Raw genomic sequence first — 24,482 nt, forward strand, 5'->3', positions numbered from 1 at the left:
ATGCGTAAGCAATGGCTGGGGATCTGCATAGCAGCGGGGCTGCTGGCGGCATGTTCGAGTGATGACGTGCAACAAAAGACGGTCAGTACTCCACAGCCGGCCGTCTGTAATGGCCCGACGGTTGAGATCAGCGGCGCCGATCCGCAGTATGAAACGCCGAACGCGACGGCGAATCAGGATTATGAGCGCGACGGTAAGCGCTACAAAATCGTCCAGGATCCGGCAAACTTTACTCAGGCCGGTTTCGCGGCGATCTATGACGCGGAACCCAACAGCAACCTGACCGCCAGCGGTGAAACCTTCGACCCGACGCAGTTGACCGCGGCGCACCCGACGCTGCCGATCCCGAGCTATGCGCGGATCACCAACCTCGCCAACGGGCGCATGATCGTGGTGCGGATTAACGATCGCGGTCCCTACGGCAACGATCGGGTTATCTCGCTCTCCCGCGCGTCCGCCGACCGCCTGAACACCTCGAACAACACCAAAGTGCGTATCGACCCCATCATCGTCGCGCCTGACGGTTCGCTTTCCGGCCCGGGAATGGCTTGTACCACCGTCGCCAAACAGACTTACGCCCTGCCCGCCCGTCCGAATCTGGACGGCGGTGACGCCGCTGGCATGAGCCAGCCCGCGCCCACTGACGTTCGTCCGATCAGCAACAGCACGCTGAAGCCGGAAGACAGCGTTGGCGCGCCGGTGAACAGCGGCGGTTTCCTCGGCGCCCCGACGCCGCTGAACAGCGGCGTGCTGGAGAGCAGCGAACCCGCGGCCGCCACCGTGACCGCACCTGCCGCCGGCGCCACGCCAGCAGCGCCGGTGACCGCCCCCGGCTCCATCCAGGGTAGCGTCGCGCCCGCAGCGGCCGCAGCCGCCGGCGCCGTTGCCGCTTCCTCTTCCGCCACCTCCAGCGCCAGCGGTAACTTTGTCGTCCAGGTGGGCGCAGTGAGCGACCAGGCGCGGGCGCAGCAGTATCAGCAGCGTCTGAGCCAGCAGTTCTCTGTGCCAGGCCGGGTCATGCAAAACGGCGCGGTGTGGCGTATTCAGCTGGGACCATTTGCCGACAAGGCGCAGGCCAGCGCCGTTCAGCAGCGCCTGCAAAGCGAAGCGCAGCTGCAGTCCTTTATTACTCGCGCCAACTAAAGGCCGCGGGCAGCCCGTTCACCTTGCGCATGTAAAAGTCATTAACAAACTCATGCGCAATGTCGGATGCTGGCCCGCAGAGCATTTGCTATAGTAAGGCACTTTTTTTAACTCCATCACGGATGCCGTTGTTCTGACCATGAAGACCTCTTTCACCGCTCGTTTACTCATCACGGCGCTCTCCGTTGCAGCGCTCTCCTCCGCTGCCCGCGCCGATGACCTGAATATCAAAACGATGATCCCAGGCGCCCCGCAGATTGACGCCGAATCCTGGATCCTTATCGATTACAATTCTGGCAAGGTGCTGGCTGAAAACAACGCCGACTCCCGCCGCGACCCGGCCAGTCTGACCAAAATGATGACCAGCTATGTTATTGGTCAGGCGATGAAAGCGGGCAAATTCAAAGAGTCCGATCTGGTCACCGTCGGCAACGACGCCTGGGCCACCGGCAACCCGGTATTCAAAGGCTCTTCCCTGATGTTCCTCAAACCGGGGATGCAGGTGCCGGTTTCCCAGCTGATCCGCGGTATCAACCTGCAGTCCGGTAACGATGCCTGCGTGGCGATGGCCGACTATGTCGCCGGCAGCCAGGATGCCTTCGTCAGCCTGATGAACAACTACGTCAACGCCCTCGGCCTGAAAAACACCCATTTCCAGACCGTTCACGGCCTCGACGCTGACGGCCAGTACAGCTCGGCGCGCGACATGGCGCTGATTGGCCAGGCGCTGATCCGCGATGTGCCGAACGAATACTCGATCTATCGTGAGAAAGAGTTCACTTTCAACGGCATCCGCCAGCTGAACCGTAATGGCCTGCTGTGGGATAACAGCCTGAACGTCGACGGCATCAAAACCGGCCACACCGACAAAGCAGGCTACAACCTCGTCGCTTCCGCCACCGAAGGCCAGATGCGTCTGATCTCGGCGGTAATGGGCGGCCGGACGTTCAAAGGGCGTGAGTCGGAAAGCAAAAAACTACTGACCTGGGGCTTCCGCTTCTTCGAAACCGTCAACCCGATTAAAGCCGGCAAAGAGTTTGCATCCGAACCAGCCTGGTTCGGCGACAGCGATCGCGCTTCGCTGGGGGTGGATAAAGACGTCTACCTGACCATCCCGCGCGGCCGGATGAAAGATCTGAAAGCCAGCTACGTGCTGAATAACACTGAGCTGCATGCCCCGCTGCAGAAAAACCAGGTCGTCGGCACCATTAACTTCCAGCTGGATGGTAAAACCATTGACCAGCGCCCGCTGGTGGTGCTGCAGGAAATTCCGGAAGGTAATTTCTTCGGTAAAATTATTGATTACATTAAATTAATGTTCCACCACTGGTTTGGTTAAAAATCGAACGCTTGAAAGTGTGATTTCCATCCCCATATACTATTCATCCAAGTAACCTGATAACTCCCGCCCTTGGTGGGAGTTATTATTTTGTCGTAACACCGGAGCTGACATGAAAACCAAACTTAACGAACTGCTTGAATTCCCTACGCCATTTACTTACAAAGTAATGGGGCAGGCGTTGCCTGAGCTGGTTGATCAGGTGGTGGAAGTGGTACAGCGCCATGCGCCTGGTGATTACTCGCCGTCAGTAAAACCGAGCAGCAAAGGTAACTACCACTCGGTCTCCATCACCATCAACGCCACCCACATTGAACAAGTGGAAACGCTGTACGAAGAGTTAGGCAATATAGATATCGTTCGGATGGTGCTGTAACCCTTTCCCTGACCCGGCCGCCGTGCCGGGTCTTCTCATTCCCTTTCACACGGCTGTGATATACTCCCCGACCTGAATTCTCTCTTCCCGGCGGAGATGTTGTTTTGCAGCACAATAAAATTCTAATCCGGCAGCTTGGCCTGCAACCTTACGAACCCGTCTCGCAGGCGATGCATGAATTTACCGACGCCCGTGATGAAGATACCCTCGATGAGATCTGGCTGGTAGAACATCACCCGGTCTTTACCCAGGGTCAGGCCGGCAAAGCGGAACACCTGCTGGTGCCCGGTGATATTCCGGTGATCCAAAGCGATCGCGGCGGCCAGGTAACCTATCACGGCCCGGGACAGCAGGTAATGTACGTCCTGTTGAACCTCAAGCGCCGCAAGCTGGGGGTGCGTGAACTGGTGACGCTGCTGGAGCAAACGGTCGTCAATACCCTTACCGAATATGGGATTGAGTCGCACCCCCGCGCCGATGCCCCTGGCGTCTACGTCGGCGATCGCAAAATCTGCTCTCTGGGATTGCGGATCCGTAAAGGCTGCTCTTTCCACGGCCTGGCGCTCAATATCGCGATGGATCTGACGCCGTTTCTGCGTATCAACCCCTGCGGCTATGCCGGTATGGAGATGACGCAAATGCGCCAGTGGCTACCGGAAGCCACCCCGGAGACTGTCGCTCCGCGGCTGGTCGCCAATCTGCTGGCGCTGTTGAACCATCCCCCGCACGAATACCTGCCTCAGGGTTAAGCGGCAGATCAGCGCCCCGCTGACGGCGGGGGGCTGAACAAGTAACACATTATTTTTGCAATCAATTGTCACGCACGGCAACGCCGCGGGCCGCTATACTTGGCCTATCATTCCCAACCGGACTCATCGCGTGCCAGAGAATACGCCGCCGTCAGAATCTCCTGACAGACAGGACGAACGTTACGACCGTCAGATGTTTCGCATCCTGCGTAATATTGACCTCAATCTGTTGACCATCTTCGAAGCCGTGTATGTACACAAAGGTATCGTCAATGCCGCGAAGATACTCAATATCACGCCGTCGGCCATTAGCCAGTCAATTAACAAACTGCGGGCGCTGTTCCCCGATCCGCTGTTTATCCGCAAAGGCCAGGGCGTGACGCCCACCGCCTATGCCACCCACCTTCACCAGTACATCAGCCGCGGTATGGAGGCTTTCCTTAGCGCGCTGGATATCACCGGCAGCCCGGACCAGCAGCGGGTGATCACTATCGCCACTACGCCAGCCATGGGGGCGCTGCTGATGCCTTGCCTGGCCAGCGCGCTGAAGCCGGCCTTTCCGCAGATCCTGCTGCACAACATCGCCCTTACCGACGCCGCGCGGCAGCTCGACCAGCGCCAGGTGGATCTGTTAATCGACACCCATCTGCACAGCGGTCAGGCGCTAAGCCATCACGTGCTGTATCAGGATCGGGTGCAGATGTACTGCCGCGCTGGGCATCCTGCGCTGGACGGTCCACAAGATGAATCCGCCCTCGCGCAATACGAGTTTGCGCTGCTGCTGCCTGAAGGCCAGCGCTACCCTACGCTGCATCGTCGACTGCAGGAGGAGATGGGCGAGCGCCGCTGCGGTTTCAGCACCTTCAACCTGCTGACCCAGGCGGCAATGATCGCCGAGAGCGATATGCTGGGGCTAACCACCGAGCGCCTGTTCGCCATGGTATCCCGTCTCTGGCCGCTGCAAACCCTGGATGTTCCCTCCCTGCGGGAAGAACAGATTGATGTTGCGCTGCACTTCAATAAGCAGAGCGGGAAAGAGCCATTGCTGAAAGAGATCATTGAGACCGTGATCCAGGCGTTTAAGGCGTAGCGCACGGAAGGGAAAAGGATAAAACAACAACTATTTTACAATTTGCCGGGCAGGCAGGCTGCTTTCTGCCCCTTTTCAATGGTATACTGCCTGCTCTTGATTCAAAAATAGTTGATAATTGCAACATTTCATTGAATTAATTCGCTTTCCTTCGTGACTCGCAACTGGAACACGCACGCTATGAGTAAACCCATTGTGATGGAACGCGGTGTTAAGTACCGCGACGCCGATAAAATGGCCCTTATCCCGGTGAAGAACGTGGCAACTGAGCGTGAAGCTCTGCTCAGAAAACCGGAATGGATGAAAATCAAACTTCCGGCAGACTCGTCCCGTATCCAGGGAATCAAAGCAGCGATGCGTAAGAACGGCCTGCACTCCGTATGCGAAGAGGCCTCCTGCCCGAACCTTGCAGAATGCTTCAACCACGGTACCGCGACCTTTATGATCCTCGGCGCGATCTGTACCCGCCGTTGCCCATTCTGCGACGTCGCGCATGGCCGCCCGGTCGCGCCAGATGCGAACGAGCCACAGAAGCTGGCGCAAACTATCGCCGATATGGGGCTGCGCTACGTGGTGGTCACCTCGGTGGACCGTGACGACCTGCGCGATGGCGGCGCACAGCATTTTGCCGACTGCATCAGCGCCATTCGCGAGAAAAACCCGACGATTAAGATCGAAACGCTGGTCCCGGATTTCCGCGGCCGCATGGATCGCGCCCTGGAGATTCTGACGGTGACCCCGCCGGACGTCTTCAACCACAACCTCGAAAACGTACCGCGCCTCTATCGTCAGGTGCGTCCGGGCGCGGATTATAACTGGTCGCTGAAGCTGCTGGAGCGTTTTAAAGAAGCGCACCCGGAGATCCCAACAAAATCCGGTCTGATGGTGGGTCTGGGCGAAACCAACGACGAGATCATCGAAGTTATGCGCGACCTGCGCCGTCATGGCGTCACCATGCTGACGTTAGGCCAGTATCTGCAGCCGAGCCGTCACCACCTGCCAGTGCAGCGTTACGTTAGTCCGGAAGAGTTTGAAGAGATGAAAGCAGAAGCCATGGCGATGGGCTTCACCCACGCCGCCTGCGGCCCCTTCGTTCGCTCTTCCTATCATGCCGACCTGCAGGCTAAAGGGATGGAAGTTAAATAACCTGCCGCTTCTCCCGCTGCGTCACTTCCCGGCGCAGCGGCGCTCTTCGCTTCATCCGCTTCGCCTTCCCGTAACAATTAGTTGCATCTTTCCTGCGCGGCGTCGATAAAAACAACAAAGGCCGCAACGTAAACGTCGCGGCCTCTTCGCCGAACCTTCCGCATCCCGCCACGGGACGCAGCCGGAGAATTACTCTTTATGAGAGAGCTTCTGCGCCGGTACTTCGTCTTCAGCGGTGGTTTTCTTCGCGCTATCGTCATCTTCGTTCATGGCCTTTTTAAAGCCCTTGATAGCCGAACCCAGGTCGCCGCCCAGCGTACGTAATTTCTTGGTACCAAACACTAAGATAATCAGTGCTGCGACTACCAGCAGTTTGGTAATACTAATCTCACCCATAGCTAACCTTCTTCTCTATACAAGCTGCGAATACGCCATCATACACGTATTTATCCGTCATATTGTAATCCACCTGTGCGCGGGCCGCGTGATTCAGCCCGAGGCCTCCCCTCCGGGAGTGAGCGCTGGGGTGTCCGTCCTGACGTGCACAGCGAATTATTGGGATAAACAATACGGGTATTTGGCGCGCGGACACAATAGCAATCTGTAACAAGGTGAATCAAGCCTTGTTTAAAAAAACGTCACAATAATTGCGGTGGCGCAAACCGTCGGTTCTGCAGCACCGGCAAACGCTCGCGAACCCGCGCAAGGTAGTCTGCGGAAATATCGGCATAGATCAACTGCGGCTCGCTCCCCGCGCCCGCCACGGTGGTCCCCAGCGGATCGACGATGCGGCTCTGCCCGATGTTACGCGTCCCGCATTCGCCTGCCGCCACGACGTAGCAGGTCGTGTCCAGCGCGCGCGCTGCCAGCAGCGTCGCCCAGTGATGCTCTTTTTGCGGCCCTTTCACCCATGCGGTGGGCAGCACCAGCAGCTGCGCACCGTTCAGCGCCAGCGACAGCGCCAGTTCCGGAAAACGCAGATCGTAACAGGTCATCAGGCCAACGCGAAATCCCGCCACGTCAATCACCGGGGGAATTTGCCGGCCGGGATCCACCCGCCGGGACTCCTGCATTGCGAAGGCGTCGTATAAATGAAGTTTGTGATAATGGGCAATGATTTTCCCTTCACGCAATACCACCAGCGTGTTGGTTGCTCTTCCCTCCCCCGACGGCACATGCAGCGTCAGGATCGTCGTCAGGCCGTAATGCGCGCTCTCGGCCAGCAGCAGCTGCAAAAACGCCCCATCCAGCGTTTGGGCCGATTTCACCGACAGATCCGGGTCGTTGTCATCACGTGCCAGCAACGCCTCCGGCAGCACCAGCAGCGCCGCCCCTTCACGCGCCGCCTGCTGCATCATCGCCACACAAGTTTGCGCATTCGTCTGCCATACTGGCGTGACGATAAACTGCCCTGCCGCTACCCGCATGTTTTTCTCCCGTCAGGTTATGAATAGCCAATTGCGCCCGTTGCGCGCTACACTTGACACTCTCTTACATCAAATAGCAGGAAACGACCGTGTTTCAACTTCTTTGCGCCGTTTTTATTGGCGGCGGCACCGGCAGCGTTTTGCGCTGGTGGCTCGGCATGAAGCTCAATCCTATGCACCATGCTATCCCTATTGGAACGCTGACCGCCAACCTGTTAGGCGCCTTTGTGATCGGCGCCGGGCTGGCGTGGTTTAATCGACTGACCGGCATTGACCCGATGTGGAAGCTACTGATCACCACAGGTTTCTGCGGCGGGTTGACCACCTTTTCCACCTTCTCTGCGGAAGTGGTGTTTCTTCTGCAGCAGGGGCGAGTGAGCTGGGCGCTCCTCAACGTTGCGGTGAACTTGCTGGGTTCGTTTGCCATGACGGCTGTCGCCTTCTGGCTCTTCTCGCAAGCAGCCAGCCGCTAAAGGCGTAATCAACAGGCAAAAAAAAACCCGCTGTTTAGCGGGTTTTTATATTCTACTGACGCGTTGCTTACAGAGCGATTACGTTTGCAGCAGAAGGGCCTTTGGCACCGTTAGTGATTTCGAACTCTACGCGCTGACCTTCAGCCAGAGTTTTGAAACCGTTGGACTGGATTGCAGAGAAGTGTACGAATACATCTTTGCTGCCATCTTCCGGAGTAATGAAACCGAATCCTTTGGACTCATTAAACCACTTAACGTTACCTTTAATCTTAGACATCAAAATTACCTTTATATGAAAAATCGACACTAATGCTGTGTCGGGTATCAGTACACCAATTGTGGTACCTTTTGTCCAGTGCAACTTTGCTAAAAAGTGATAAAAGTCGCTATCTTTTTTAGTGGGTAACGCTTTAGTCCTTGTTTTTCCACAAGACGCGTCACTTATCTCATTTATTGCTAAGACTTAGCGAATTAAAACTGTATGCGAGCCCAGGCGAAGTAAACGTTACCGTTATTGTAGGTGCCGGGAATGTAGGTCATCTGGAACGTTGCCGGACCGTAACCTATTGACGCTAATGGCAAGATCACCGGAATCGGAATGTAGTTCCAGTTATCGCGCGCCGTCACCCCAAGGGTATAGCCGAGACCGAGGCGGAAGTTCTGATCCGTCAGCGGGCGCCAGGTTTTCTCCCAGCCGTAGCCGCCAATGGGCTCCCACTTATTGAAAGAGTCTTTAAACGCCATCAGGTACAGGCCGTGCCAGTTCCCTTTCTCATCCCAGCGGGAGACGCCGAAACCGGCCCCCCACGGACGTTCGTTATACTTATCCGTCTTTTCCTTATCGTAGGCAAAGCGCGCGTGCCAGGTGATGGCTGGAACGTACAGATCATAGTGCTCTGGCTCATTCCAGGTCTGCGCAACGTTATTACTTAAGGTATGGTAACCTTCGCTAAGGGTCGATGAAAACGACGCGCTGGCGTTTCCGGACACCAATAACCATCCTAAAAAACCAAGAGAAAACAATGAAAAACGACGTAACATCAACACTTTTCTATTACCACTTTCATTTAAAAGCCACCTAAAATAGCAAAGATAGTCTCAATACAGGTTGAACGAAATAAGGCAAACTCCTGATTTTCTCCCGCTGACCATCAGAACCACTTAACTATCCATCTGGTGATTATATCCAGGCGTAACGGGGACGCGTAGTTCTTGTCGCTTTATTGATTTGCATCAGCGAGTTTCGTCCGTTTTTTCGGCACATTCGCACATTAAAATTTGGTGTGACGCTTTTTCACTACATATTCTTTGGGCTTAGGGGTAATAAATGCTGACGTTTATTGAGATCCTGATCGGGATCGTGGTCATTGTGGGCGTCGCCCGCTATATCATCAAAGGCTACTCGGCCACCGGGGTGCTGTTCGTCGGGGGCTTAATCTTATTGATCGTCAGCGCCCTGCTGGGACATAAAGTCTTACCAGGCAATACCGCGGGCACCGGTTACTCCGCCACTGACATTATTGAATACATTAAGATTCTCCTCATGAGCCGTGGCGGCGATCTGGGTATGATGATCATGATGCTGTGCGGCTTCGCCACCTATATGACTCATATTGGCGCCAATGATATGGTGGTGAAATTAGCCTCAAAGCCATTGCGCTATATCAATTCGCCCTATCTGCTGATGATTGCCGCCTACTTTGTCGCCTGCCTGATGTCACTGGCCGTCTCCTCCGCGACCGGCCTCGGCGTGCTGCTGATGGCGACCCTGTTCCCGGTGATGGTAAACGTCGGTATCAGCCGCGGGGCGGCGGCGGCCATCTGCGCCTCGCCGGCGGCGATTATCCTTTCGCCCACCTCGGGCGACGTCGTGCTGGCGGCCAAAGCGGCCGAAATGCCGCTGATCGACTTTGCCTTTAAGACCACGCTGCCGATCTCCATCGCCGCTATCATCTGCATGGCGATCGCCCACTTCTTCTGGCAGCGCTACCTGGATAAAAAAGAGAACATTTCCCACGAAATGCTCGACGTCAACGAGATCACCACCAACGCTCCGGCGCTGTACGCCATCCTGCCGTTTACGCCGATTATTGGCGTGCTGATCTTCGATGGCAAATGGGGACCGGAACTGCACATTATTACCATCCTCGTCGGCTGCATGCTGCTGGCGGCGATCCTCGAATTCCTGCGCGGGTTCAACACCAAAAACGTCTTCAGCGGACTGGAAGTCGCCTACCGCGGAATGGCTGACGCCTTCGCCGGCGTGGTGATGCTGCTGGTCGCCGCCGGCGTTTTTGCTCAGGGATTAAGCACCATCGGCTTCATCAATGGTCTGATCTCCATCGCCACCTCCTTCGGCTCGGCCAGTATTATTCTGATGCTGGTGCTGGTGATCCTGACCATGCTGGCGGCGATGACCACCGGCTCCGGCAATGCCCCGTTCTACGCCTTTGTCGAGATGATCCCCAAGCTGGCGCACTCCTCCGGCATCAATCCGGCCTATCTGTCGATCCCGATGCTGCAGGCCTCGAACCTTGGCCGCACAATATCGCCAGTCTCTGGCGTGGTGGTGGCCGTCGCCGGGATGGCGAAGATTTCCCCGTTCGAAGTGGTCAAACGCACCTCGGTGCCGGTGATGGTTGGCCTGCTGGTGGTGATCGTCGCGACCGAGATCCTCGTCCCCGGCAGCGCGGTCCACTAATGGTCTAACCACGTGAAAAGGCGCCAGCAGGCGCCTTTTTTATGCTTTAATAACCCCCCGTTATCTTTTGCCATCCACAATCAGGAATAAACATGTTCAGGAAGGAATTCGCCGCGCTTGCCCTTGTGCTTACCGCCACTCAGGCCGGCGCTGAACCGCTCACCGCGACGCGATACGCTGATTTTGACCGCTATGTCCTGGCCCTCTCCTGGCAAACCGGATTCTGTCAGAGCATGTATGACCGTAACCGCAATGAACCGGAAGAGTGTCGCCTGCAGCAGGAAACCGCGAATAAAGCCGATTTTCTGACCGTGCATGGCCTGTGGCCCGGGCTGCCAAAGTCCATTGCCGCGCGCGGAGTGGATGAACGACGCTGGATGCGCTACGGCTGCGCCACGCGCCCGGTGCCCGACATGCCGGAGGTGAAAGCGAACCGCAAATGTCAGGCGGCGGAGACCGGGTTGTCGCTGGAGATGGCCAACAAACTGAATAGCGTGATGCCGGGCGCGGGCGGCACCTCCTGCCTCGAACGTTACGAATACGCCAAACATGGCGTCTGCTTCGGCTTCGATCCCGACAGCTATTTTGGCACCATGGTGCGCCTGAATGGAGAAATTAAGCGCAGCCCGGTGGGCGATTTCCTTGCCAAACACTATGGCCAAACCGTTAGCCGCGCCGACTTCGACGCCGCTGTGGCCCGCGCCTGGGGTCCGCAGAGCGTGAAGGCGTTTAAATTAACCTGTAACGGTAATCCGGCCTATTTGACCGAGATGCAAATCTCGCTCAACGCCGCGACCATCAATGCCCCGCTGGCCACTTCCGCCTTTTTGCCTCAGCCTCACCCAGGTAACTGCGGCGCGCAGTTTATCCTCGATAAGGTTGGCCACTAGCGCGACGCCGCGTGCTGACCAGAAAACGTCGTTCGCCGGGGGGGCGTTGCGCGCTGATTGTGCGTTTCATCACTTCAAACTGCCGGCAACTCTCAGTATGATGGGAGAACCTTAACCCTTGCCTTTTTCGGCGAGGGTTTTCTTTTACGGACAGGTTCCTGGATAACATGGAGTATGCAATGACCAGACCCGCAATCATCATTAACGAACTGGATGCCGAACGTATCGACAGGCTGCTGGAGCAGCCAGCTTTCGCCAGCTCGCCGGTTGCCGATGCCCTGAACGACGAGCTCGACCGCGCGCAAATGCTGGCGCCGGAAGCGATGCCGCACGATGTCGTCACCATGAACAGTACGGTTAAATTCCGCGATTTAACCAGCGGTGAAGAGCGCGTGCGGACGCTGGTGTTTCCGTCGCAGGTGACCGACAGCGCCAGCCAGCTCTCGGTCCTCGCGCCGGTGGGCGCCGCTCTGCTCGGCCTCAAGGTCGGCAGCACCATTCACTGGGAGCTGCCGGGCGGGGCGTCAACGCACCTGGAAGTGCTGGCGCTGCTGTACCAGCCGGAAGCCGCTGGCGAATTCCACCGCTAATCTCCGCTGCCTGAGGCGTATCGCGCTTTATTCAGAGGATGTCCACACATCCTCTTTCTGCTGTCTTACCCCCCGCTAACCTTTTTTTACGCTTTGCGCCTGCCTGACTGACAGTTTTGCGACCTGAATGACACAATATCCGCATATAATATGTTGATATAGACGCAAACGAACAAGGAGGATTGCATATGTATAAGACTATCATTATGCCGGTTGATGTCTTTGAGATGGCGCTGAGCGATAAAGCCGTCCGGCACGCGGAGTTTCTGGCCCAGCAGGACGGGGTAATCCATCTGCTCCACGTATTACCCGGTTCAGCGAGCTTCACCATGAGCCGGTTTACCGCCGACCTGCGGCGTTTTGAGGAGCATCTGCAGCATGAGGCGGAAACCCGCCTGCAGACCATGGTCAGCCATTTCAGCATTGACCCCTCACGTATCAAGCTGCATGTGCGTTTCGGCAGCGTGCGCGACATGGTCAACGAACTGGCCAGTGAAATAAACGCCGACGTGGTGGTGATTGGCTCACGCAATCCCTCCATCAGTACCCACCTGCTGGGATCCAACGCCTCGAGCGTCATCCGTCATGCCCATATCCCGGTGATGGTCGTCAGGTAAGGTTGAGGAAAAAGAGCATAAAAAAAGAGGCTACCCCAGGGTAGCCTCTTGGTTATGCAGGTCTATTGTCTGACTTGTTATGCGGTTTTCGTGCGGATCAGGTAGTCAAAGGCGCTCAGCGACGCTTTCGCCCCCTCCCCTGCCGCGATAATAATCTGCTTGTACGGCACAGTGGTGCAGTCACCGGCGGCGAATACGCCTTTGACGTTGGTTTCGCACTTCGCATCGATGATGATCTCACCCATACGGTTACGCTCAACCGCGCCTTCCAGCCAGGTGGTGTTAGGCAGCAGGCCGATCTGCACGAAAATCCCCGCCAGCGCGACATGATGCTCATCGCCGCTCACCCGGTCACGGTACTGCAGACCGGTGACCTTACTGCCGTCGCCTTTCACTTCCGTAGTCTGCGCATTGAGAATGATATCGACATTCTTCAGACTGCGGACTTTATCCTGCAGCACCTGGTCGGCCTTCATCTCCGGTGCGAATTCCAGCAGGGTCACGTGCTCCACGACGCCCGCCAGGTCGATAGCCGCTTCCACGCCGGAGTTACCGCCGCCAATTACCGCCACGCGTTTGCCCTTAAACAGCGGACCGTCGCAGTGTGGGCAGTAGGTTACGCCCTTGGTGCGATACTGATCTTCGCCAGGCACGTTCATATTGCGCCATTTCGCCCCGGTGGCAATGATGACGCTGCGCGCCTTCAGCACCGCGCCGGAGGCGGTTTCGATCTGGTGCAGGCCGCCCTCTGTCGCCGCCGGCGTCAGTTTGGTCGCGCTCTGGGAGTCGATCACATCGACGTTATAGTCGCTAACGTGCGCTTTCAGGGCCCCGGCCAGCTTCTGGCCTTCGGTTTTCGGCACCGAAATGTAGTTTTCGATATCCACGGTATCCAGCACCTGGCCGCCGAAGCGTTCGCCCATCAGGCCGGTACGAATCCCTTTACGCGCAGAGTAAACCGCGGCCGCCGCGCCGGACGGGCCGGAACCGACGATCAGCACATCGTAAGCGTCACGCTGATTCAGCTCTTCCGCTGCGCGTTTTTCCGCACCGGTGTCCACTTTGGCGACGATTTCCGTCAGCGTCATCCGTCCCTGACCAAACTCCTGGCCGTTCATGAACACCGCCGGCACGCCCATCACGTTGCGCTCGGTGATCTCATTCTGGAACGTCCCGCCGTCAATCGCCGTATGTTTGATACGCGGGTTGAGCACCGCCATCAGGTTCAGCGCCTGGACTACGTCCGGGCAGTTATGGCAGGAGAGCGAGTAGTAGGTTTCAAACTCAAAGTCGCCATCGATATCGCGGATCTGCTCCAGCAGAGACTGGGCCTCTTTCGACGGATGACCGCCGGTCCACAGCAGCGCCAGCACCAGCGAGGTAAACTCGTGGCCCAGCGGGGAGCCCGCAAAGCGTGGGCCCTGGTCGGAACCTGGGTTAGTAATCAGGAACGATGGCTTGCGTACCGCCAGCGTGTTGTCTTCTTTAAAGGTGACTTTGTCTGACAGTTCAGCAATTTCAGCCAGCAGTTCCCTGATTTCTGCCGATTTAGCGCTGTCATCCAGCGTGGCAATCAGCTCAACAGGCTTAGTCAGCTTCTCAAGATAGGCCTTGAGCTGGGTTTTCATGTTGGTGTCGAGCATTGTTATCTCCTGGGCTTAAAACATCATCATGCAAGCGGCCTTGTCAGGCTGCCTGAATGCGCTTGCATCATGGTGTTGGAATAAAATGGGCGCCAAAGCGCCCTGATAATCTACGCAATTTCCTGAGCATGTCGCGCCAGAGCAAGGCGGCTAGCCTGAGAATCCCCGGGAGCTTACACCTGTAAGTGACCGGGGTGAGCAGGCAACGCCAACGCCGCTATAGCGTGAAAGGCGACGGAAATTTAGATTTTACCGACCAGGTCCAGAGATGGAGCCAGCGTCGCTTCGCCTTCTTTCCATTTCGCCGGGCACACTTCGCCTGGGTGGGAAGCAACATACTGCGCCGCTTTGATTTTACGCAGCAGGTCAGACGCATCACGGCCGATACCTTCAGCGGTAACTTCGATTGCCTGGATGATACCCTGCGGGTCAACCACGAAGGTGGCGCGGTCAGCCAGACCTTCATCTTCACGCATGTTGTCGAAGTTACGGGTCAGGGCGCCAGTCGGGTCGCCAATCATCGCGTATTTGATTTTCGCGATGGTTTCAGAGCTGCTGTGCCACGCTTTGTGGGTGAAGTGGGTATCGGTAGAAACAGAGTAAACGTCTACGCCCAGCTTCTGCAGTTCTTCGTAATGGTCAGCCACGTCGCCCAGTTCGGTCGGGCAGACGAAGGTGAAGTCAGCCGGATAGAAGAAGAAGACGCTCCAGCGGCCTTCGGTGTCTTTCTCGGTGACTTCGATGAATTCACCATTTTTGAATGCCTGGTTTTTGAACGGTTTGATTTTGGTGTTAATTAAGGACATCTATACTTCCTCCGTGTTTTCGTTGAGGTCTAAGTTAACGAATTTTTCCTGACCCGACCAATGCGTTTACATTATCGAATCAATAAGCGTTATCTAACAACCGGAACAAGACAACTTTGTGAACCTGGCGACGCGTTCAGCGCTGTTCGCTGTTTTTCGCATCATTTGCCGCGACAAAAGTAAAAAGGCCACCTTTTCAGGCGGCCCCGTTACCTGAAATACCCGAAGGTAGGTTCAGCGCCAGTCAGACTGGCTATGTGTTGCGCTCTACATTACCTTAATGTAACAGCATCCAGGATTACATCACCCACGCCAGGAAAGGGCAATCCGTCGTTCTGCTGATCCTGCCTATAACTGTAATAGGTTTGGCAATCTTTCTTCCTTTCCTGCTGATTTTACAAGGAATACTCATGTTAAAACGTCTGCTGTTGCTCAGCCTTTTGCCTTTTTGCAGCTATGCGGAAGAACTACCCGCTCCGGTAAAAGCTATTGAAAAACAAGGCATTACTATCATCAAACCCTTTGACGCGCCGGGGGGAATGAAAGGCTGGCTGGGTAAATACCAGGATATGGGCGTCGCCATCTACCTCACGCCAGACGGCAAACATGCCATTTCCGGCTATATGTATGACGAGAACGGCAACAACCTCAGCGAGCAGTTGTTTCAAAAAGAACTCTACACGCCGGCGGGACAAGAGATGTGGAAGAAGATGGCCAGCGCCCACTGGCTGCAGGATGGCAACAAAGACGCCCCCATCGTGCTGTATGTCTTTGCCGATCCCTTCTGCCCTTACTGCAAACTGTTCTGGCAGCAGTCCCGTCCCTGGGTAGACGCCGGTAAAGTGCAGATCCGCACCCTGCTGGTGGGCGTGATCAAGCCGGAGAGCCCGGTCACTGCCGCAGCGATTCTCGCCAGTAAAGATCCGGCGAAAACCTGGCATGATTACGAGCAATCGAACGGCAAAATGGCCCTGACGATCCCAAAGGCTATCCCGCCCGAGAAAATGAAAATGCTCAACGTCAATCAGCAGCTGATGGACGATCTGGGGGCCAACGTCACGCCAGCCATTTATTATATGAATAAGGACAATATGCTGCAGCAGGTGGTCGGCCTGCCGGATAAAGAGAAGCTACAAATTATGATGGGTGAAAAGAAATAATCTTATTGTGGAGTGGCGCCAGACAACAACCACCGCTGGCGCCGCTATCGACAATAAGATATATTAAGCAAAGCTTAATATTACTGGCCAAAAATAAATTCACACCACGCATATTAAGCCATTCAACATTCTTATTATGAATATTTCAATTCGCACTGATAATACACAGGACTGCATTAATGGCAAATCTTTACGACCTGAAAAAGTTCGATTTAAACCTATTGGTTATTTTTGAGTGTATATATCAACATTTAAGCATCAGCAAAGCGGCGGCGACGTTATTTATCACCCCGTCGGCGGTGAGTCAGTCATTGCAGCGTCTGCGCCAACAATTAAATGATCCGCTATTTGTTCGGGTCGGGAAAGGCATGACGCCCACCACCGCCTCCGTCAATCTTCATTATCATCTGCAACAAAACCTTGAACAACTGGAAAAAACAATCAATCTCAATAAACGCACCGAACTGAGAAAGCGTATTGTGATATATGGCCCGCCGCTGTTCTGTTCAGTAAACAGCCATTTTATGATTAACCAGCTCTGTCATCAGGCTAATTTACAGATTGAGCACCATAACCTGACCACCACGGAATCGGCGGAGGAGTTGCTGGCGTATCGCCAGGCGGATCTGGTATTCACCCGAATGCCCATCAACAACCGCGCTACTATTTGTCAGCCCTATAAGACGGTGCAGACGCTGGCGTTGTGCCGGATGGACCATCCGCGGCGTGAGGAACTCACATCGGTTGAAGCGCTGGCGCAGGAGTTTTTTACCCACTACATCACCAACGATCCCGTGATTCAGCGCGTTCAGCAGAGCAGCATGCCGTGGCTGAACCCGAACAATATCGCCTTTCGCAGTGACTCGTTTATGACCATTCTTAATATGATCAGTAAAACCGACTTAATTGGCTTCGTTCCTTCCTATTTATTTGATTTTATTTCACCCACTATGCAGCTTCACGTCATCAATATAGACAATCTCTTCCCGGATATCACAATATATATTAACCACCATCATTCATCTTCGCAGAATCATTTCTTATCTGAATTAATCAGCATTCTAATGAATGATAGAGTAGCATCACAACCAAAAATTAATAACAATGGATAACATATCCACTATTTACCCCACATTGCCCGAATAAAAAAACGACCATTAAACTCCCGGCCCTCATCGTTTATACTGACCAAATGGGAATATCTCGTATTAAAGGATTAATGGTCATGTCGTTTATCAAATATCCCTTACCGGAGTCGGTGCTGCAGGCGACGGAGCAGCGGATCCAATGGGTTCTGGATAATTTTTCACGCGTTTGCGTCTCTTTCTCTGGCGGAAAAGACTCCACCGTTATGCTGCATTTAACCGCGCAGGCAGCTCGGTTACAGGGCAAGAAAATCAGCGTACTGTTTATTGACTGGGAAGCACAGTTCTCTTGCACCATCGCCCACTGTGAAAAACTGCGCGCCCTGTATCAGGATGTCATCGACACCTTTTACTGGGTCGCCCTGCCGCTCACGACCCAAAATGCCCTGACGCAGTATAAGCCGCAATGGCAATGCTGGGAGCCCGGAGCCCGCTGGGTCCGCCAGCCGCCGCCAGGGGCGATCGCCCACCCGGATTATTTCCCTTTCTACCAACCCGGAATGAGCTTTGAGGCCTTCGTCAGCCATTTTGCCGAGTGGTTTTCCCAGCGGCGGCCCGCCGCCGTGCTGGTGGGCATTCGGGCTGATGAGTCGCTGAATCGCTTTATGACCATCTCTTCCCAGCGCAAACAGCGCTTCGCTGACGATAAACCGTGGACCACCTCGGCGCCGGGAGGGCACGCCTGGTACATCTATCCGCTCTATGACTGGAAAACCGCCGATATCTGGACCTGGTTTGCCAGAAGCGGCCAGCCCTATAATCCGCTGTACGATCTGATGTATCAGGCCGGAGTGCCGCTGCGCTACATGCGCATCTGCGAACCCTTCGGTCCGGAGCAGCGCCAGGGGCTGTGGCTGTACCATGTGCTGGAGCCGGAACGCTGGGCCGCGATGTGTCAGCGGGTCAGCGGCGCGCACAGCGGCGGCGTCTATGCCGGGCATGACAATCAGTTCTACGGTCACCGAAAAATCGACAAACCCGACCATTTGACATGGAAAAGCTATGCTCTTTTCCTGCTCGACAGCATGCCGGAAACCACCGCCGAGCACTATCGCAATAAAATCGCCGTCTACCTGCGCTGGTATCAGAAAAAAGGGATGGAAGATATTCCCGACACCCAGCCCGGGGACATTGGCACAAAGGATATCCCCTCCTGGCGACGAGTCTGCAAAGTGCTGCTCAATAACGACTACTGGTGCCGTCAGCTCTCGTTCAGTCCGACCAAAAGCAGCCACTATCAGCGCTACCGAAAACGTATGGAAAAACATCGTCAACAATGGGGGATATTATGCAACAACAACTAACGCAGGCGCTGGACGCTTTCCTGCAAACGCTGGATGATGAAGCGCGCATCGAGGCTATCAACGCGTTTCGCCATGTGCTCCACCAGCGCAGTCCCTTCCGCTCCCAGCCGGTTGACTGCGTGCTGTGGGTCAAACAGGAGCAGGTCGCCCCCAATGACTACAATCCGAACAACGTGGCGCCGCCGGAAAAACGTCTGCTGCAGACCTCGCTGGAAGCCGATGGCTTTACCCAGCCGGTGGTGGTCATCCGCCAGGGTCCGCAGGCGTATACCATTGTCGATGGTTTTCACCGCCATGAGCTGGCCTGCAGCAAAGCGTCATTGAAAAATGCCCTGCATGGCTATCTGCCGGTGACCTGTCTGCCGAATGAAACCGCCTCCCGCGATGGGCTGATGGCGGCAACCATACGCCACAACCGGGCGCGGGGACGTCACCAAATCCACGCCATGTCGGAGATTGTGCGCGAGCTGACCCGGCTCGGCTGGACACCGCAAAAGATCGGCAAAGAGTTGGGGATGGATGCCGATGAGGTACTGCGTCTGAAGCAAATCAGCGGCCTGACGGAAATGTTCGCCGGCCGCCAGTTCTCTCAGGCATGGACCATTAAATAACTATAGCTGGCACAAACGCGCCGCCGCGGCCAGCAGGGTCTCCGGTTGTTTAGCGAAGCACAAACGGATCAGCTTGTGCGGGAACGGGTCGGCGCAGAAGACGGAGAGCGGGATCGCCGCCACCCCAACCTCTGTCGTCAGCCAGCGGCAGAAGCTCACGTCGTCAAGATCGGAGAGGGCGCTGTAGTCCGCCAGCAGGAAGTAGGTGCCCTCACATGGCAGGAGTTTCAGCCGGCTGGGGCGCAGCGCCTCAATAAACAGATCGCGGCGTTCACGATAAAACGCCGGCAGCTCGAGATAGTGCTCTGGCGCCTCGCGCAGCATATCGGCGATCGCCAGCTGCGCCGGGGTATTCACCGAGAAGGTCAGATACTGATGAACCTTACGCAACTCCGCGCTGATGGCCGCCGGGGCCACGCAGTAGCCAACCTTCCAGCCGGTCATATGAAACGTTTTGCCAAACGAAGAGACTGCCACCGCCCGCTCGCGCAGCTGCGGATGCGCCAGCACGCTGGCGTGGCCGTTTTCGGCAAAGTTGATATGCTCATAGACCTCGTCGCTGAGAACATAGATCTCACGTTCGGCTATCGCCTGCCACAGGGCGGCAAAATCCTCGCGTTGCCAGACCGTGGCCGAGGGGTTGTGCGGGGTGTTGAGGATCACCAGCCGGGTTTTGTCGCTCAGCGTCGCGGCAAACTGCTGCCAGTCGACGCGAAAATGCGGCGGCTGAAGGGCAATACGGCGTAATTCGCCGCCGGCCAGCGCCACCGCGGGAGCATAGCTGTCGTAGCTGGGATCGAAACAGACCACCTCGTCGCCACGGCGCACCAGGGCGGTGATCGCCGCGTACAGGGCCTCCGTCGCCCCGGCGGTGACCGTGATATCGCTGTTGACGTCGGGTCGATATCCATACAGCTCCGCCGTCTTGTCAGCGATCGCCTCGCGCAGCGCCGGCACGCCGGTCATCGGGGCATACTGATTCGCCCCCTGCGCCACGTGGTACGCCAGACGCTCCTGAAGATAGCGCGGGCCGTCAAAATCGGGAAAGCCCTGAGATAGGTTGATGGCCTGATGCTGCTGGGCCAGGGCGCTCATCTGGGTAAAAATGGTGGTACCGAGCGCCGGAAGTTTACTCTCTGGAATCAACGGGTTATTGCTCATTCTTGTTTTACCGATTGTAATGCTGTTGTTGAAGCCACTATAACACGATGTTAATATTTGGCAATCAAGACGCTTAGACGTCTAAATGCTAATGTTATTCCACGCTACGCCCACTCTGGAGAAACCATGATCCGCGCCATCGTGACCGACATCGAAGGCACTACCAGCGATATCCGCTTCGTGCATAACGTGCTGTTCCCCTACGCCCGCGAACGACTGGCCGGCTTTGTGACCGCTCAACAGCACGCTGAGCCGGTGAGAACGATTCTCGACAACTTGCGCCGAGAGACAGACTCCCCCGCCGCCAGCACCGCCGACCTGATTGCTACCCTCTTCGCCTTTATGGACGAAGACCGTAAATCCACTGCGCTGAAGGCACTCCAGGGGATCATCTGGCGCGATGGCTACCTCAACGGCGACTTTACCGGCCATCTCTACCCGGACGTGCTGCCGGCGCTGGAGAAGTGGAAAGCACAGGGCATTGATTTGTATGTATATTCTTCTGGCTCCGTGGCAGCGCAGAAATTGTTATTTGGCTACAGCGATGAAGGTGATATTACTCATCTGTTTACGGGCTATTTCGATACCCTGGTAGGCGCTAAACGCGAAGCGCAGTCCTACCGCAACATTGCTGAACACCTGGGCCACGCCCCCGGGGCCATCCTGTTCCTGTCGGATATCCATCAGGAACTCGACGCCGCCGAAGCCGCGGGGTTGCGCACTGTCCAGTTGGTACGCGGCGATCGCGACCCGGCAAGCCACCACCCTCAGGTTCAGCGTTTTGACGACATTCATCCGGAGCAGATCCCAGCATGAGCGCATTAACCCTATTTTCTGTGACCGATCCGCAAACGCCGGTCTGGCACAGCACCGACGCCAAAGCGATTCAGGAGCAGCTTAACGCCAAAGGCGTCCGTTTCGAACGCTGGCAGGCCGACCGCGACCTCGGCGCAGACCCCAGCGCAGAAACGGTGATTGCCGCCTATCAGCATGCGATTGACAAACTGGTCGCCGAAAAGGGCTATCAGAGCTGGGACGTCATCAGCCTGCGCGCCGATAACCCGCAGAAAGAGGCGCTGCGGGAAAAATTCCTGAATGAGCACACCCATGGCGAAGACGAGGTCAGGTTTTTTGTCGAGGGCGCCGGTCTGTTCTGCCTGCACATTGGTGACGAGGTGTTCCAGGTGCTGTGCGAAAAGAACGATCTGATTTCGGTTCCTGCCCACACTCCGCACTGGTTTGATATGGGATCAGAACCGAACTTCACCGCCATTCGCATTTTTGATAACCCGGAAGGCTGGATCGCCCAGTTTACCGGTGACGATATCGCCAGCGCCTACCCACGGCTGGCGTAACGTCGTCCTGTCATCCATTACCGCCTGGTCAGGAGCCTTAAACTGCCTGGCCCGCGCTTTCCCGGAGGCGGCGCATACTGCGCCTTCTCCGGGCTACCCGCCCCGCCGCCGGCGATCCTCCCACGCTTAAACCGCAATAAACTTCGGCGGGTCAAAGGCGGTGATCGGCGGCAGTTCCTCTCGCCACGGGGCGATTTCCACCCAACAACTCTGGGCGCTACAGCCCTGCCCCAGGCGCGAACTGCCGCGATCCTCGGTTAACACGTTGGGATTACCGTGCTTATCGAGGGTTCCTTTTTCATTCGGATCCAAAGGGTCATACCAGGCGCCGGTGGACATCTGTACCACCCCCGGCAAAATCTGTTCACTCAAATGCACGCCCGCCAGAATCGCCCCGCGGTCGTTATACACCTTCACCACGCTGCCTTCGCGGATGTCTCTTGCCTGCGCGTCCCGCGGATGCATCCACAGCGGTTCGCGTCCCTGAATTTTCGTCGCCCGACTGACGCTGCCGTGATCATACTGGCTGTGCAGGCGGGCGCGTGGCTGACTGGAGAGCAGATGAAGCGGCCAGCGCGCCGCCTCCAGTCGTTGCCGGGCAGCCTCTTCCTCATCCCACCAGGGATGGCCAGGGCATTCGCGATAGCCAAACCCGGCGACGGTAGAGGAAAAGAGTTCAATCTTGCCGGAGGGCGTGGAAAGCGGATAGCGCTGCGGATCGGCGCGAAAATCGGCGAGAAAGACCTGCGGCCGCTCCGGCGCACTGTATTCCAGCACCCCTTGCTGCCAGAAATCCTCGAACGAGGGCAGCGTAATGCCCTCCTCCTGCGCCCGCGGCCTTGACTCCTCATAGAGATGGCGCAGCCACTGCCCGGCGTCCCGCCCCTCGCTGAACAGTTCTCCGAAGCCCAGCCGCCCGGCAAGATCGCGGAAAATAGCGTAATCATCACGCGCCTCGCCCACCGGCGGGATCTGCGCGCTCATGGCAATCATAAATCCGTCATGACCGCCGCTGCCGATATCCTCTCGCTCCAGCGAGGTGGTAGCCGGCAGGACGATGTCAGAGAATTTGGCCTGCGCGGTCCAGTACTGCTCATGCACCACCACCGTCTCCGGACGGCGCCAGGCCTCGCACAGTCGGTTAATATCCTGGTGATGGTGAAACGCATTGCCTCCCGCCCAGTAGACCAGACGGATGTCGGGATAATGCAGCAGCTGACCGTCGAACTCATAGGCTTCTCCCGGGTGCAGCAGCATATCGGACAGCCGCGCCACCGGGATAACGCTGTCCACCGCATTTTCGCCGGCGGGCAAGCGCGGGCCGGAAAACGCTTTTCGCACCGCCCCCGCCAGGTTGGTACAGGCATAGCCAAACCCGAGGCCGCCGCCCGGCGTGCCGATCTGTCCCAGCAGCGCGGTCAGGGCCACCGTCGCCCAGTAGGCCTGCTCCCCCTGACGGGCGCGCTGGATGGACCAGGAGATATTCACCATCGTCCGGTGGCGGGCCATCTCCCGCGCCAGCTCGGCGATGCGCTGGGCGTCAAGGCCGGTAATTGCCGCCGCCCACGCCGGTGTTTTCGCTATGCCGTCATGCTCGCCCAACAGATACGCGCGGTAAGGGGCAAACCCGACGGTATGGCTGGCGATAAACGCCTGGTCGTAGAGGGACTCAGCGATCAGCACATAGCTCAGCGCCAGCAGCAGTGCGGTATCGGTGCCCGGCCGAATGGCCAGCCACTCGGCGTCGGGCACCGCGCTGAGGTCATTGCGCACCGGACTGATATTAATAAACCGCGTGCCGTTGGCCTGCATCTTATCCAGCCAGTACGGCAACATATGGTCATTGGCGCCGCCGCCGTTGACCTGGGCATTGCGCAGCGGCAGGCCGCCAATCGCGACAAACAGCTGACACTCCCGCGCCAGCTCGGAAAAATGGGTATGCTGACGATGCAGCGGGCTCAGCGGCCCAAGGATATGCGGCAGAATACGCTCGCCCGCGGCGCTGCTATAGGTATTGGTGCTGGCGGTATACCCGCCAAAGCCCTTAAGAAAGCGGTGCAGCTGGCTCTGCGCATGGTGAAAGCGCCCGGCGCTGGCCCAGCCGTAGGAGCCGCCGTAAATCGCCTCATTGCCGCAGCGCGCCTTGACCGAGCGCAGCTCGCGAGCCACCAGGTCCAGGGCCACCTCCCAGCTGACTTCGACAAAGGGCTCCTTGCCTCGCCCTTCTCGTGACGCCGGCCCGTGCTGCAGATAGCCGGCGCGTACCGCCGGGCGACGAATGCGCGTTTGGCTGGTCACCGCGTCGGGGAGCGACTGACCGATGCGTGAAGGGTTTTTATCCCAGGGCACCGGCTTAACCGCCACGATCTCGCCCTCGCGGCTCTCCACCTGCCAGGTTCCCCAGTGCATCACCGTATAATTATGCTGTTTCTTCATAGCGCCCGCGTTCTTCTCAGCCTCAGGTTCGTTAAAATAAAGCGGGGAAATGCGGTAATATTGCTTACCCGGCCAGACATTGCGCTGCTAAAAAAAGCTTTAGCCCGCGCAATCTTCTCTTTTTCTCTGTAGATGCCGTATTTCCCATACACTCATAATAAACAGAAAATTGTCTTTATCTGCTAAATAAACACGGAATAAGCCAAAAATAAAACCACAAAATAAAAAGGCCTATCCGCCATCATGAAATATTTTCAGGTTCTTCATGACAAAATAAACTTTTTCTCTGGCGTTTCCGCGATATAACATTGCCGGCATAA

The 24,482-nt window shown here is 56.6% G+C and carries 25 protein-coding genes; 17 read left to right on the forward strand and 8 right to left on the reverse strand.

Annotated features, from left to right (window positions below; genetic code table 11):
* The 6 genes from rlpA to lipA all read left to right on the forward strand — a co-directional run bounded on the left by rlpA (nt 1) and on the right by lipA (nt 5,843).
* On the forward strand, nt 1-1,143 hold the full coding sequence (gene rlpA, locus ABLU73_RS06135) for an endolytic peptidoglycan transglycosylase RlpA (RefSeq protein ID WP_243813523.1): 1,143 nt from the start codon (nt 1-3) through the stop codon (nt 1,141-1,143).
* A gap of 139 nt (nt 1,144-1,282) precedes the next feature.
* Nucleotides 1,283-2,482, forward strand: a complete 1,200-nt coding sequence (gene dacA / locus ABLU73_RS06140; protein ID WP_002894539.1) for a D-alanyl-D-alanine carboxypeptidase DacA — start codon at nt 1,283-1,285, stop codon at nt 2,480-2,482.
* A 112-nt stretch (nt 2,483-2,594) separates the two neighbouring features.
* On the forward strand, nt 2,595-2,858 hold the full coding sequence (gene ybeD, locus ABLU73_RS06145; RefSeq protein WP_002894474.1) for a DUF493 family protein YbeD: 264 nt from the start codon (nt 2,595-2,597) through the stop codon (nt 2,856-2,858).
* A 104-nt stretch (nt 2,859-2,962) separates the two neighbouring features.
* A complete protein-coding gene (gene lipB, locus ABLU73_RS06150) occupies nt 2,963-3,607 on the forward strand; it encodes a lipoyl(octanoyl) transferase LipB (RefSeq protein ID WP_004885871.1) in 645 nt (214 codons plus the stop codon).
* A 130-nt stretch (nt 3,608-3,737) separates the two neighbouring features.
* Nucleotides 3,738-4,697, forward strand: a complete 960-nt coding sequence (locus ABLU73_RS06155) for a YbeF family transcriptional regulator (protein WP_017899088.1) — start codon at nt 3,738-3,740, stop codon at nt 4,695-4,697.
* A gap of 180 nt (nt 4,698-4,877) precedes the next feature.
* Nucleotides 4,878-5,843: a lipoyl synthase gene (gene lipA / locus ABLU73_RS06160; protein WP_004885864.1), complete on the forward strand. Its 966-nt coding sequence runs from the start codon at nt 4,878-4,880 to the stop codon at nt 5,841-5,843.
* Nucleotides 5,844-6,032: 189 nt separating this feature from the next.
* On the opposite strand, the gene tatE is transcribed toward lipA, so the two are convergent.
* Nucleotides 6,033-6,239, reverse strand: coding sequence for a twin-arginine translocase subunit TatE (tatE, locus tag ABLU73_RS06165; protein ID WP_004885862.1), 207 nt, complete (start codon nt 6,237-6,239; stop codon nt 6,033-6,035).
* Nucleotides 6,240-6,481: 242 nt separating this feature from the next.
* Nucleotides 6,482-7,270: a deaminated glutathione amidase gene (locus tag ABLU73_RS06170; RefSeq protein WP_264923474.1), complete on the reverse strand. Its 789-nt coding sequence runs from the start codon at nt 7,268-7,270 to the stop codon at nt 6,482-6,484.
* 89 nt (nt 7,271-7,359) lie between these two features.
* Here ABLU73_RS06170 and crcB point away from each other — a divergent pair, with 89 nt between their 5' ends.
* On the forward strand, nt 7,360-7,743 hold the full coding sequence (gene crcB / locus ABLU73_RS06175) for a fluoride efflux transporter CrcB (protein WP_114264422.1): 384 nt from the start codon (nt 7,360-7,362) through the stop codon (nt 7,741-7,743).
* Between the two features lie 67 nt (nt 7,744-7,810).
* Here the strand turns inward: crcB and cspE are convergent, their stop codons facing one another.
* Both cspE and pagP read right to left on the reverse strand, forming a co-directional pair.
* The gene (gene cspE, locus ABLU73_RS06180) at nt 7,811-8,020 is read right to left on the reverse strand and encodes a transcription antiterminator/RNA stability regulator CspE (RefSeq protein ID WP_002439184.1); all 210 of its coding nucleotides are present in this window, start codon (nt 8,018-8,020) and stop codon (nt 7,811-7,813) included.
* A gap of 194 nt (nt 8,021-8,214) precedes the next feature.
* Nucleotides 8,215-8,733, reverse strand: coding sequence for a lipid IV(A) palmitoyltransferase PagP (pagP, locus tag ABLU73_RS06185; RefSeq protein WP_004885852.1), 519 nt, complete (start codon nt 8,731-8,733; stop codon nt 8,215-8,217).
* Between the two features lie 337 nt (nt 8,734-9,070).
* On the opposite strand from pagP, the gene dcuC reads away from it, so the two are divergent.
* The 4 genes from dcuC to uspG all read left to right on the forward strand — a co-directional run bounded on the left by dcuC (nt 9,071) and on the right by uspG (nt 12,541).
* Complete coding sequence (gene dcuC / locus ABLU73_RS06190) at nt 9,071-10,444, forward strand: anaerobic C4-dicarboxylate transporter DcuC (RefSeq protein WP_023319964.1); 1,374 nt, start codon at nt 9,071-9,073, stop codon at nt 10,442-10,444.
* Between the two features lie 92 nt (nt 10,445-10,536).
* Complete coding sequence (rna, locus tag ABLU73_RS06195) at nt 10,537-11,334, forward strand: ribonuclease I (RefSeq protein WP_004885850.1); 798 nt, start codon at nt 10,537-10,539, stop codon at nt 11,332-11,334.
* A gap of 179 nt (nt 11,335-11,513) precedes the next feature.
* Entirely contained in the window at nt 11,514-11,924 is a 411-nt protein-coding gene (gene rnk / locus ABLU73_RS06200) for a nucleoside diphosphate kinase regulator (protein WP_004885849.1), read from the forward strand.
* A gap of 188 nt (nt 11,925-12,112) precedes the next feature.
* A complete protein-coding gene (gene uspG / locus ABLU73_RS06205) occupies nt 12,113-12,541 on the forward strand; it encodes a universal stress protein UspG (protein ID WP_002894401.1) in 429 nt (142 codons plus the stop codon).
* 77 nt (nt 12,542-12,618) lie between these two features.
* Here uspG and ahpF read toward each other — a convergent pair whose 3' ends face one another.
* Nucleotides 12,619-14,184 carry an alkyl hydroperoxide reductase subunit F gene (ahpF, locus tag ABLU73_RS06210; protein ID WP_017899084.1) on the reverse strand — a complete coding sequence of 522 codons (1,566 nt, stop codon included), beginning with the start codon at nt 14,182-14,184 and terminating at the stop codon, nt 12,619-12,621.
* Between the two features lie 242 nt (nt 14,185-14,426).
* A complete protein-coding gene (gene ahpC / locus ABLU73_RS06215) occupies nt 14,427-14,990 on the reverse strand; it encodes an alkyl hydroperoxide reductase subunit C (RefSeq protein ID WP_002894394.1) in 564 nt (187 codons plus the stop codon).
* A gap of 410 nt (nt 14,991-15,400) precedes the next feature.
* On the opposite strand from ahpC, the gene dsbG reads away from it, so the two are divergent.
* The 4 genes from dsbG (at nt 15,401) to ABLU73_RS06235 (ending at nt 19,210) form a co-directional block, all read left to right on the forward strand.
* Complete coding sequence (dsbG, locus tag ABLU73_RS06220) at nt 15,401-16,150, forward strand: thiol:disulfide interchange protein DsbG (RefSeq protein WP_048294379.1); 750 nt, start codon at nt 15,401-15,403, stop codon at nt 16,148-16,150.
* 179 nt (nt 16,151-16,329) lie between these two features.
* Nucleotides 16,330-17,262 (forward strand): LysR family transcriptional regulator, encoded by a 933-nt coding sequence (locus tag ABLU73_RS06225; protein WP_130972159.1) that lies wholly within the window; start codon nt 16,330-16,332, stop codon nt 17,260-17,262.
* A gap of 113 nt (nt 17,263-17,375) precedes the next feature.
* Nucleotides 17,376-18,599, forward strand: coding sequence for a DUF3440 domain-containing protein (locus ABLU73_RS06230; RefSeq protein WP_004885837.1), 1,224 nt, complete (start codon nt 17,376-17,378; stop codon nt 18,597-18,599).
* On the forward strand, nt 18,584-19,210 hold the full coding sequence (locus ABLU73_RS06235) for a ParB/RepB/Spo0J family partition protein (RefSeq protein ID WP_004885834.1): 627 nt from the start codon (nt 18,584-18,586) through the stop codon (nt 19,208-19,210). The genes ABLU73_RS06230 and ABLU73_RS06235 overlap by 16 nt, the downstream gene beginning before the upstream one ends.
* Here the strand turns inward: ABLU73_RS06235 and ABLU73_RS06240 are convergent, their stop codons facing one another.
* Nucleotides 19,211-20,356: a pyridoxal phosphate-dependent aminotransferase gene (locus ABLU73_RS06240; protein WP_074384386.1), complete on the reverse strand. Its 1,146-nt coding sequence runs from the start codon at nt 20,354-20,356 to the stop codon at nt 19,211-19,213.
* A 141-nt stretch (nt 20,357-20,497) separates the two neighbouring features.
* Here ABLU73_RS06240 and mtnC point away from each other — a divergent pair, with 141 nt between their 5' ends.
* Together mtnC and ABLU73_RS06250 are read left to right on the forward strand one after the other, a co-directional pair.
* On the forward strand, nt 20,498-21,187 hold the full coding sequence (mtnC, locus tag ABLU73_RS06245; protein ID WP_004885828.1) for an acireductone synthase: 690 nt from the start codon (nt 20,498-20,500) through the stop codon (nt 21,185-21,187).
* Nucleotides 21,184-21,726 carry a 1,2-dihydroxy-3-keto-5-methylthiopentene dioxygenase gene (locus ABLU73_RS06250; protein WP_004885825.1) on the forward strand — a complete coding sequence of 181 codons (543 nt, stop codon included), beginning with the start codon at nt 21,184-21,186 and terminating at the stop codon, nt 21,724-21,726. Before mtnC ends, ABLU73_RS06250 begins: the two co-directional genes overlap by 4 nt.
* Before the next feature lie 126 nt (nt 21,727-21,852).
* On the opposite strand, the gene ABLU73_RS06255 is transcribed toward ABLU73_RS06250, so the two are convergent.
* Nucleotides 21,853-24,162 (reverse strand): molybdopterin-dependent oxidoreductase, encoded by a 2,310-nt coding sequence (locus tag ABLU73_RS06255; RefSeq protein WP_264923475.1) that lies wholly within the window; start codon nt 24,160-24,162, stop codon nt 21,853-21,855.
* Nucleotides 24,163-24,482 lie beyond the last annotated feature (320 nt).

Origin of the sequence: Klebsiella sp. GG_Kp175, from assembly GCF_040062325.1 — a bacterium.
GTDB classification, from domain to species: Bacteria; Pseudomonadota; Gammaproteobacteria; order Enterobacterales; family Enterobacteriaceae; genus Klebsiella; species Klebsiella quasipneumoniae.

Coding starts and splice junctions, on each gene's coding strand:
- tatE (WP_004885862.1), bottom strand. CDS start 6,239: ATGGGTGAGATTAGTATTACCAAACTGCTGGTAGTCGCAGCACTGATT.
- dacA (WP_002894539.1), top strand. CDS start 1,283: ATGAAGACCTCTTTCACCGCTCGTTTACTCATCACGGCGCTCTCCGTT.
- cspE (WP_002439184.1), bottom strand. CDS start 8,020: ATGTCTAAGATTAAAGGTAACGTTAAGTGGTTTAATGAGTCCAAAGGA.
- ABLU73_RS06225 (WP_130972159.1), top strand. CDS start 16,330: ATGGCAAATCTTTACGACCTGAAAAAGTTCGATTTAAACCTATTGGTT.
- ahpF (WP_017899084.1), bottom strand. CDS start 14,184: ATGCTCGACACCAACATGAAAACCCAGCTCAAGGCCTATCTTGAGAAG.
- lipA (WP_004885864.1), top strand. CDS start 4,878: ATGAGTAAACCCATTGTGATGGAACGCGGTGTTAAGTACCGCGACGCC.
- ABLU73_RS06250 (WP_004885825.1), top strand. CDS start 21,184: ATGAGCGCATTAACCCTATTTTCTGTGACCGATCCGCAAACGCCGGTC.
- ybeD (WP_002894474.1), top strand. CDS start 2,595: ATGAAAACCAAACTTAACGAACTGCTTGAATTCCCTACGCCATTTACT.
- dsbG (WP_048294379.1), top strand. CDS start 15,401: ATGTTAAAACGTCTGCTGTTGCTCAGCCTTTTGCCTTTTTGCAGCTAT.
- ahpC (WP_002894394.1), bottom strand. CDS start 14,990: ATGTCCTTAATTAACACCAAAATCAAACCGTTCAAAAACCAGGCATTC.
- ABLU73_RS06230 (WP_004885837.1), top strand. CDS start 17,376: ATGTCGTTTATCAAATATCCCTTACCGGAGTCGGTGCTGCAGGCGACG.
- rna (WP_004885850.1), top strand. CDS start 10,537: ATGTTCAGGAAGGAATTCGCCGCGCTTGCCCTTGTGCTTACCGCCACT.
- rlpA (WP_243813523.1), top strand. CDS start 1: ATGCGTAAGCAATGGCTGGGGATCTGCATAGCAGCGGGGCTGCTGGCG.
- ABLU73_RS06235 (WP_004885834.1), top strand. CDS start 18,584: ATGCAACAACAACTAACGCAGGCGCTGGACGCTTTCCTGCAAACGCTG.
- rnk (WP_004885849.1), top strand. CDS start 11,514: ATGACCAGACCCGCAATCATCATTAACGAACTGGATGCCGAACGTATC.
- mtnC (WP_004885828.1), top strand. CDS start 20,498: ATGATCCGCGCCATCGTGACCGACATCGAAGGCACTACCAGCGATATC.
- uspG (WP_002894401.1), top strand. CDS start 12,113: ATGTATAAGACTATCATTATGCCGGTTGATGTCTTTGAGATGGCGCTG.
- ABLU73_RS06255 (WP_264923475.1), bottom strand. CDS start 24,162: ATGAAGAAACAGCATAATTATACGGTGATGCACTGGGGAACCTGGCAG.
- dcuC (WP_023319964.1), top strand. CDS start 9,071: ATGCTGACGTTTATTGAGATCCTGATCGGGATCGTGGTCATTGTGGGC.
- ABLU73_RS06170 (WP_264923474.1), bottom strand. CDS start 7,270: ATGCGGGTAGCGGCAGGGCAGTTTATCGTCACGCCAGTATGGCAGACG.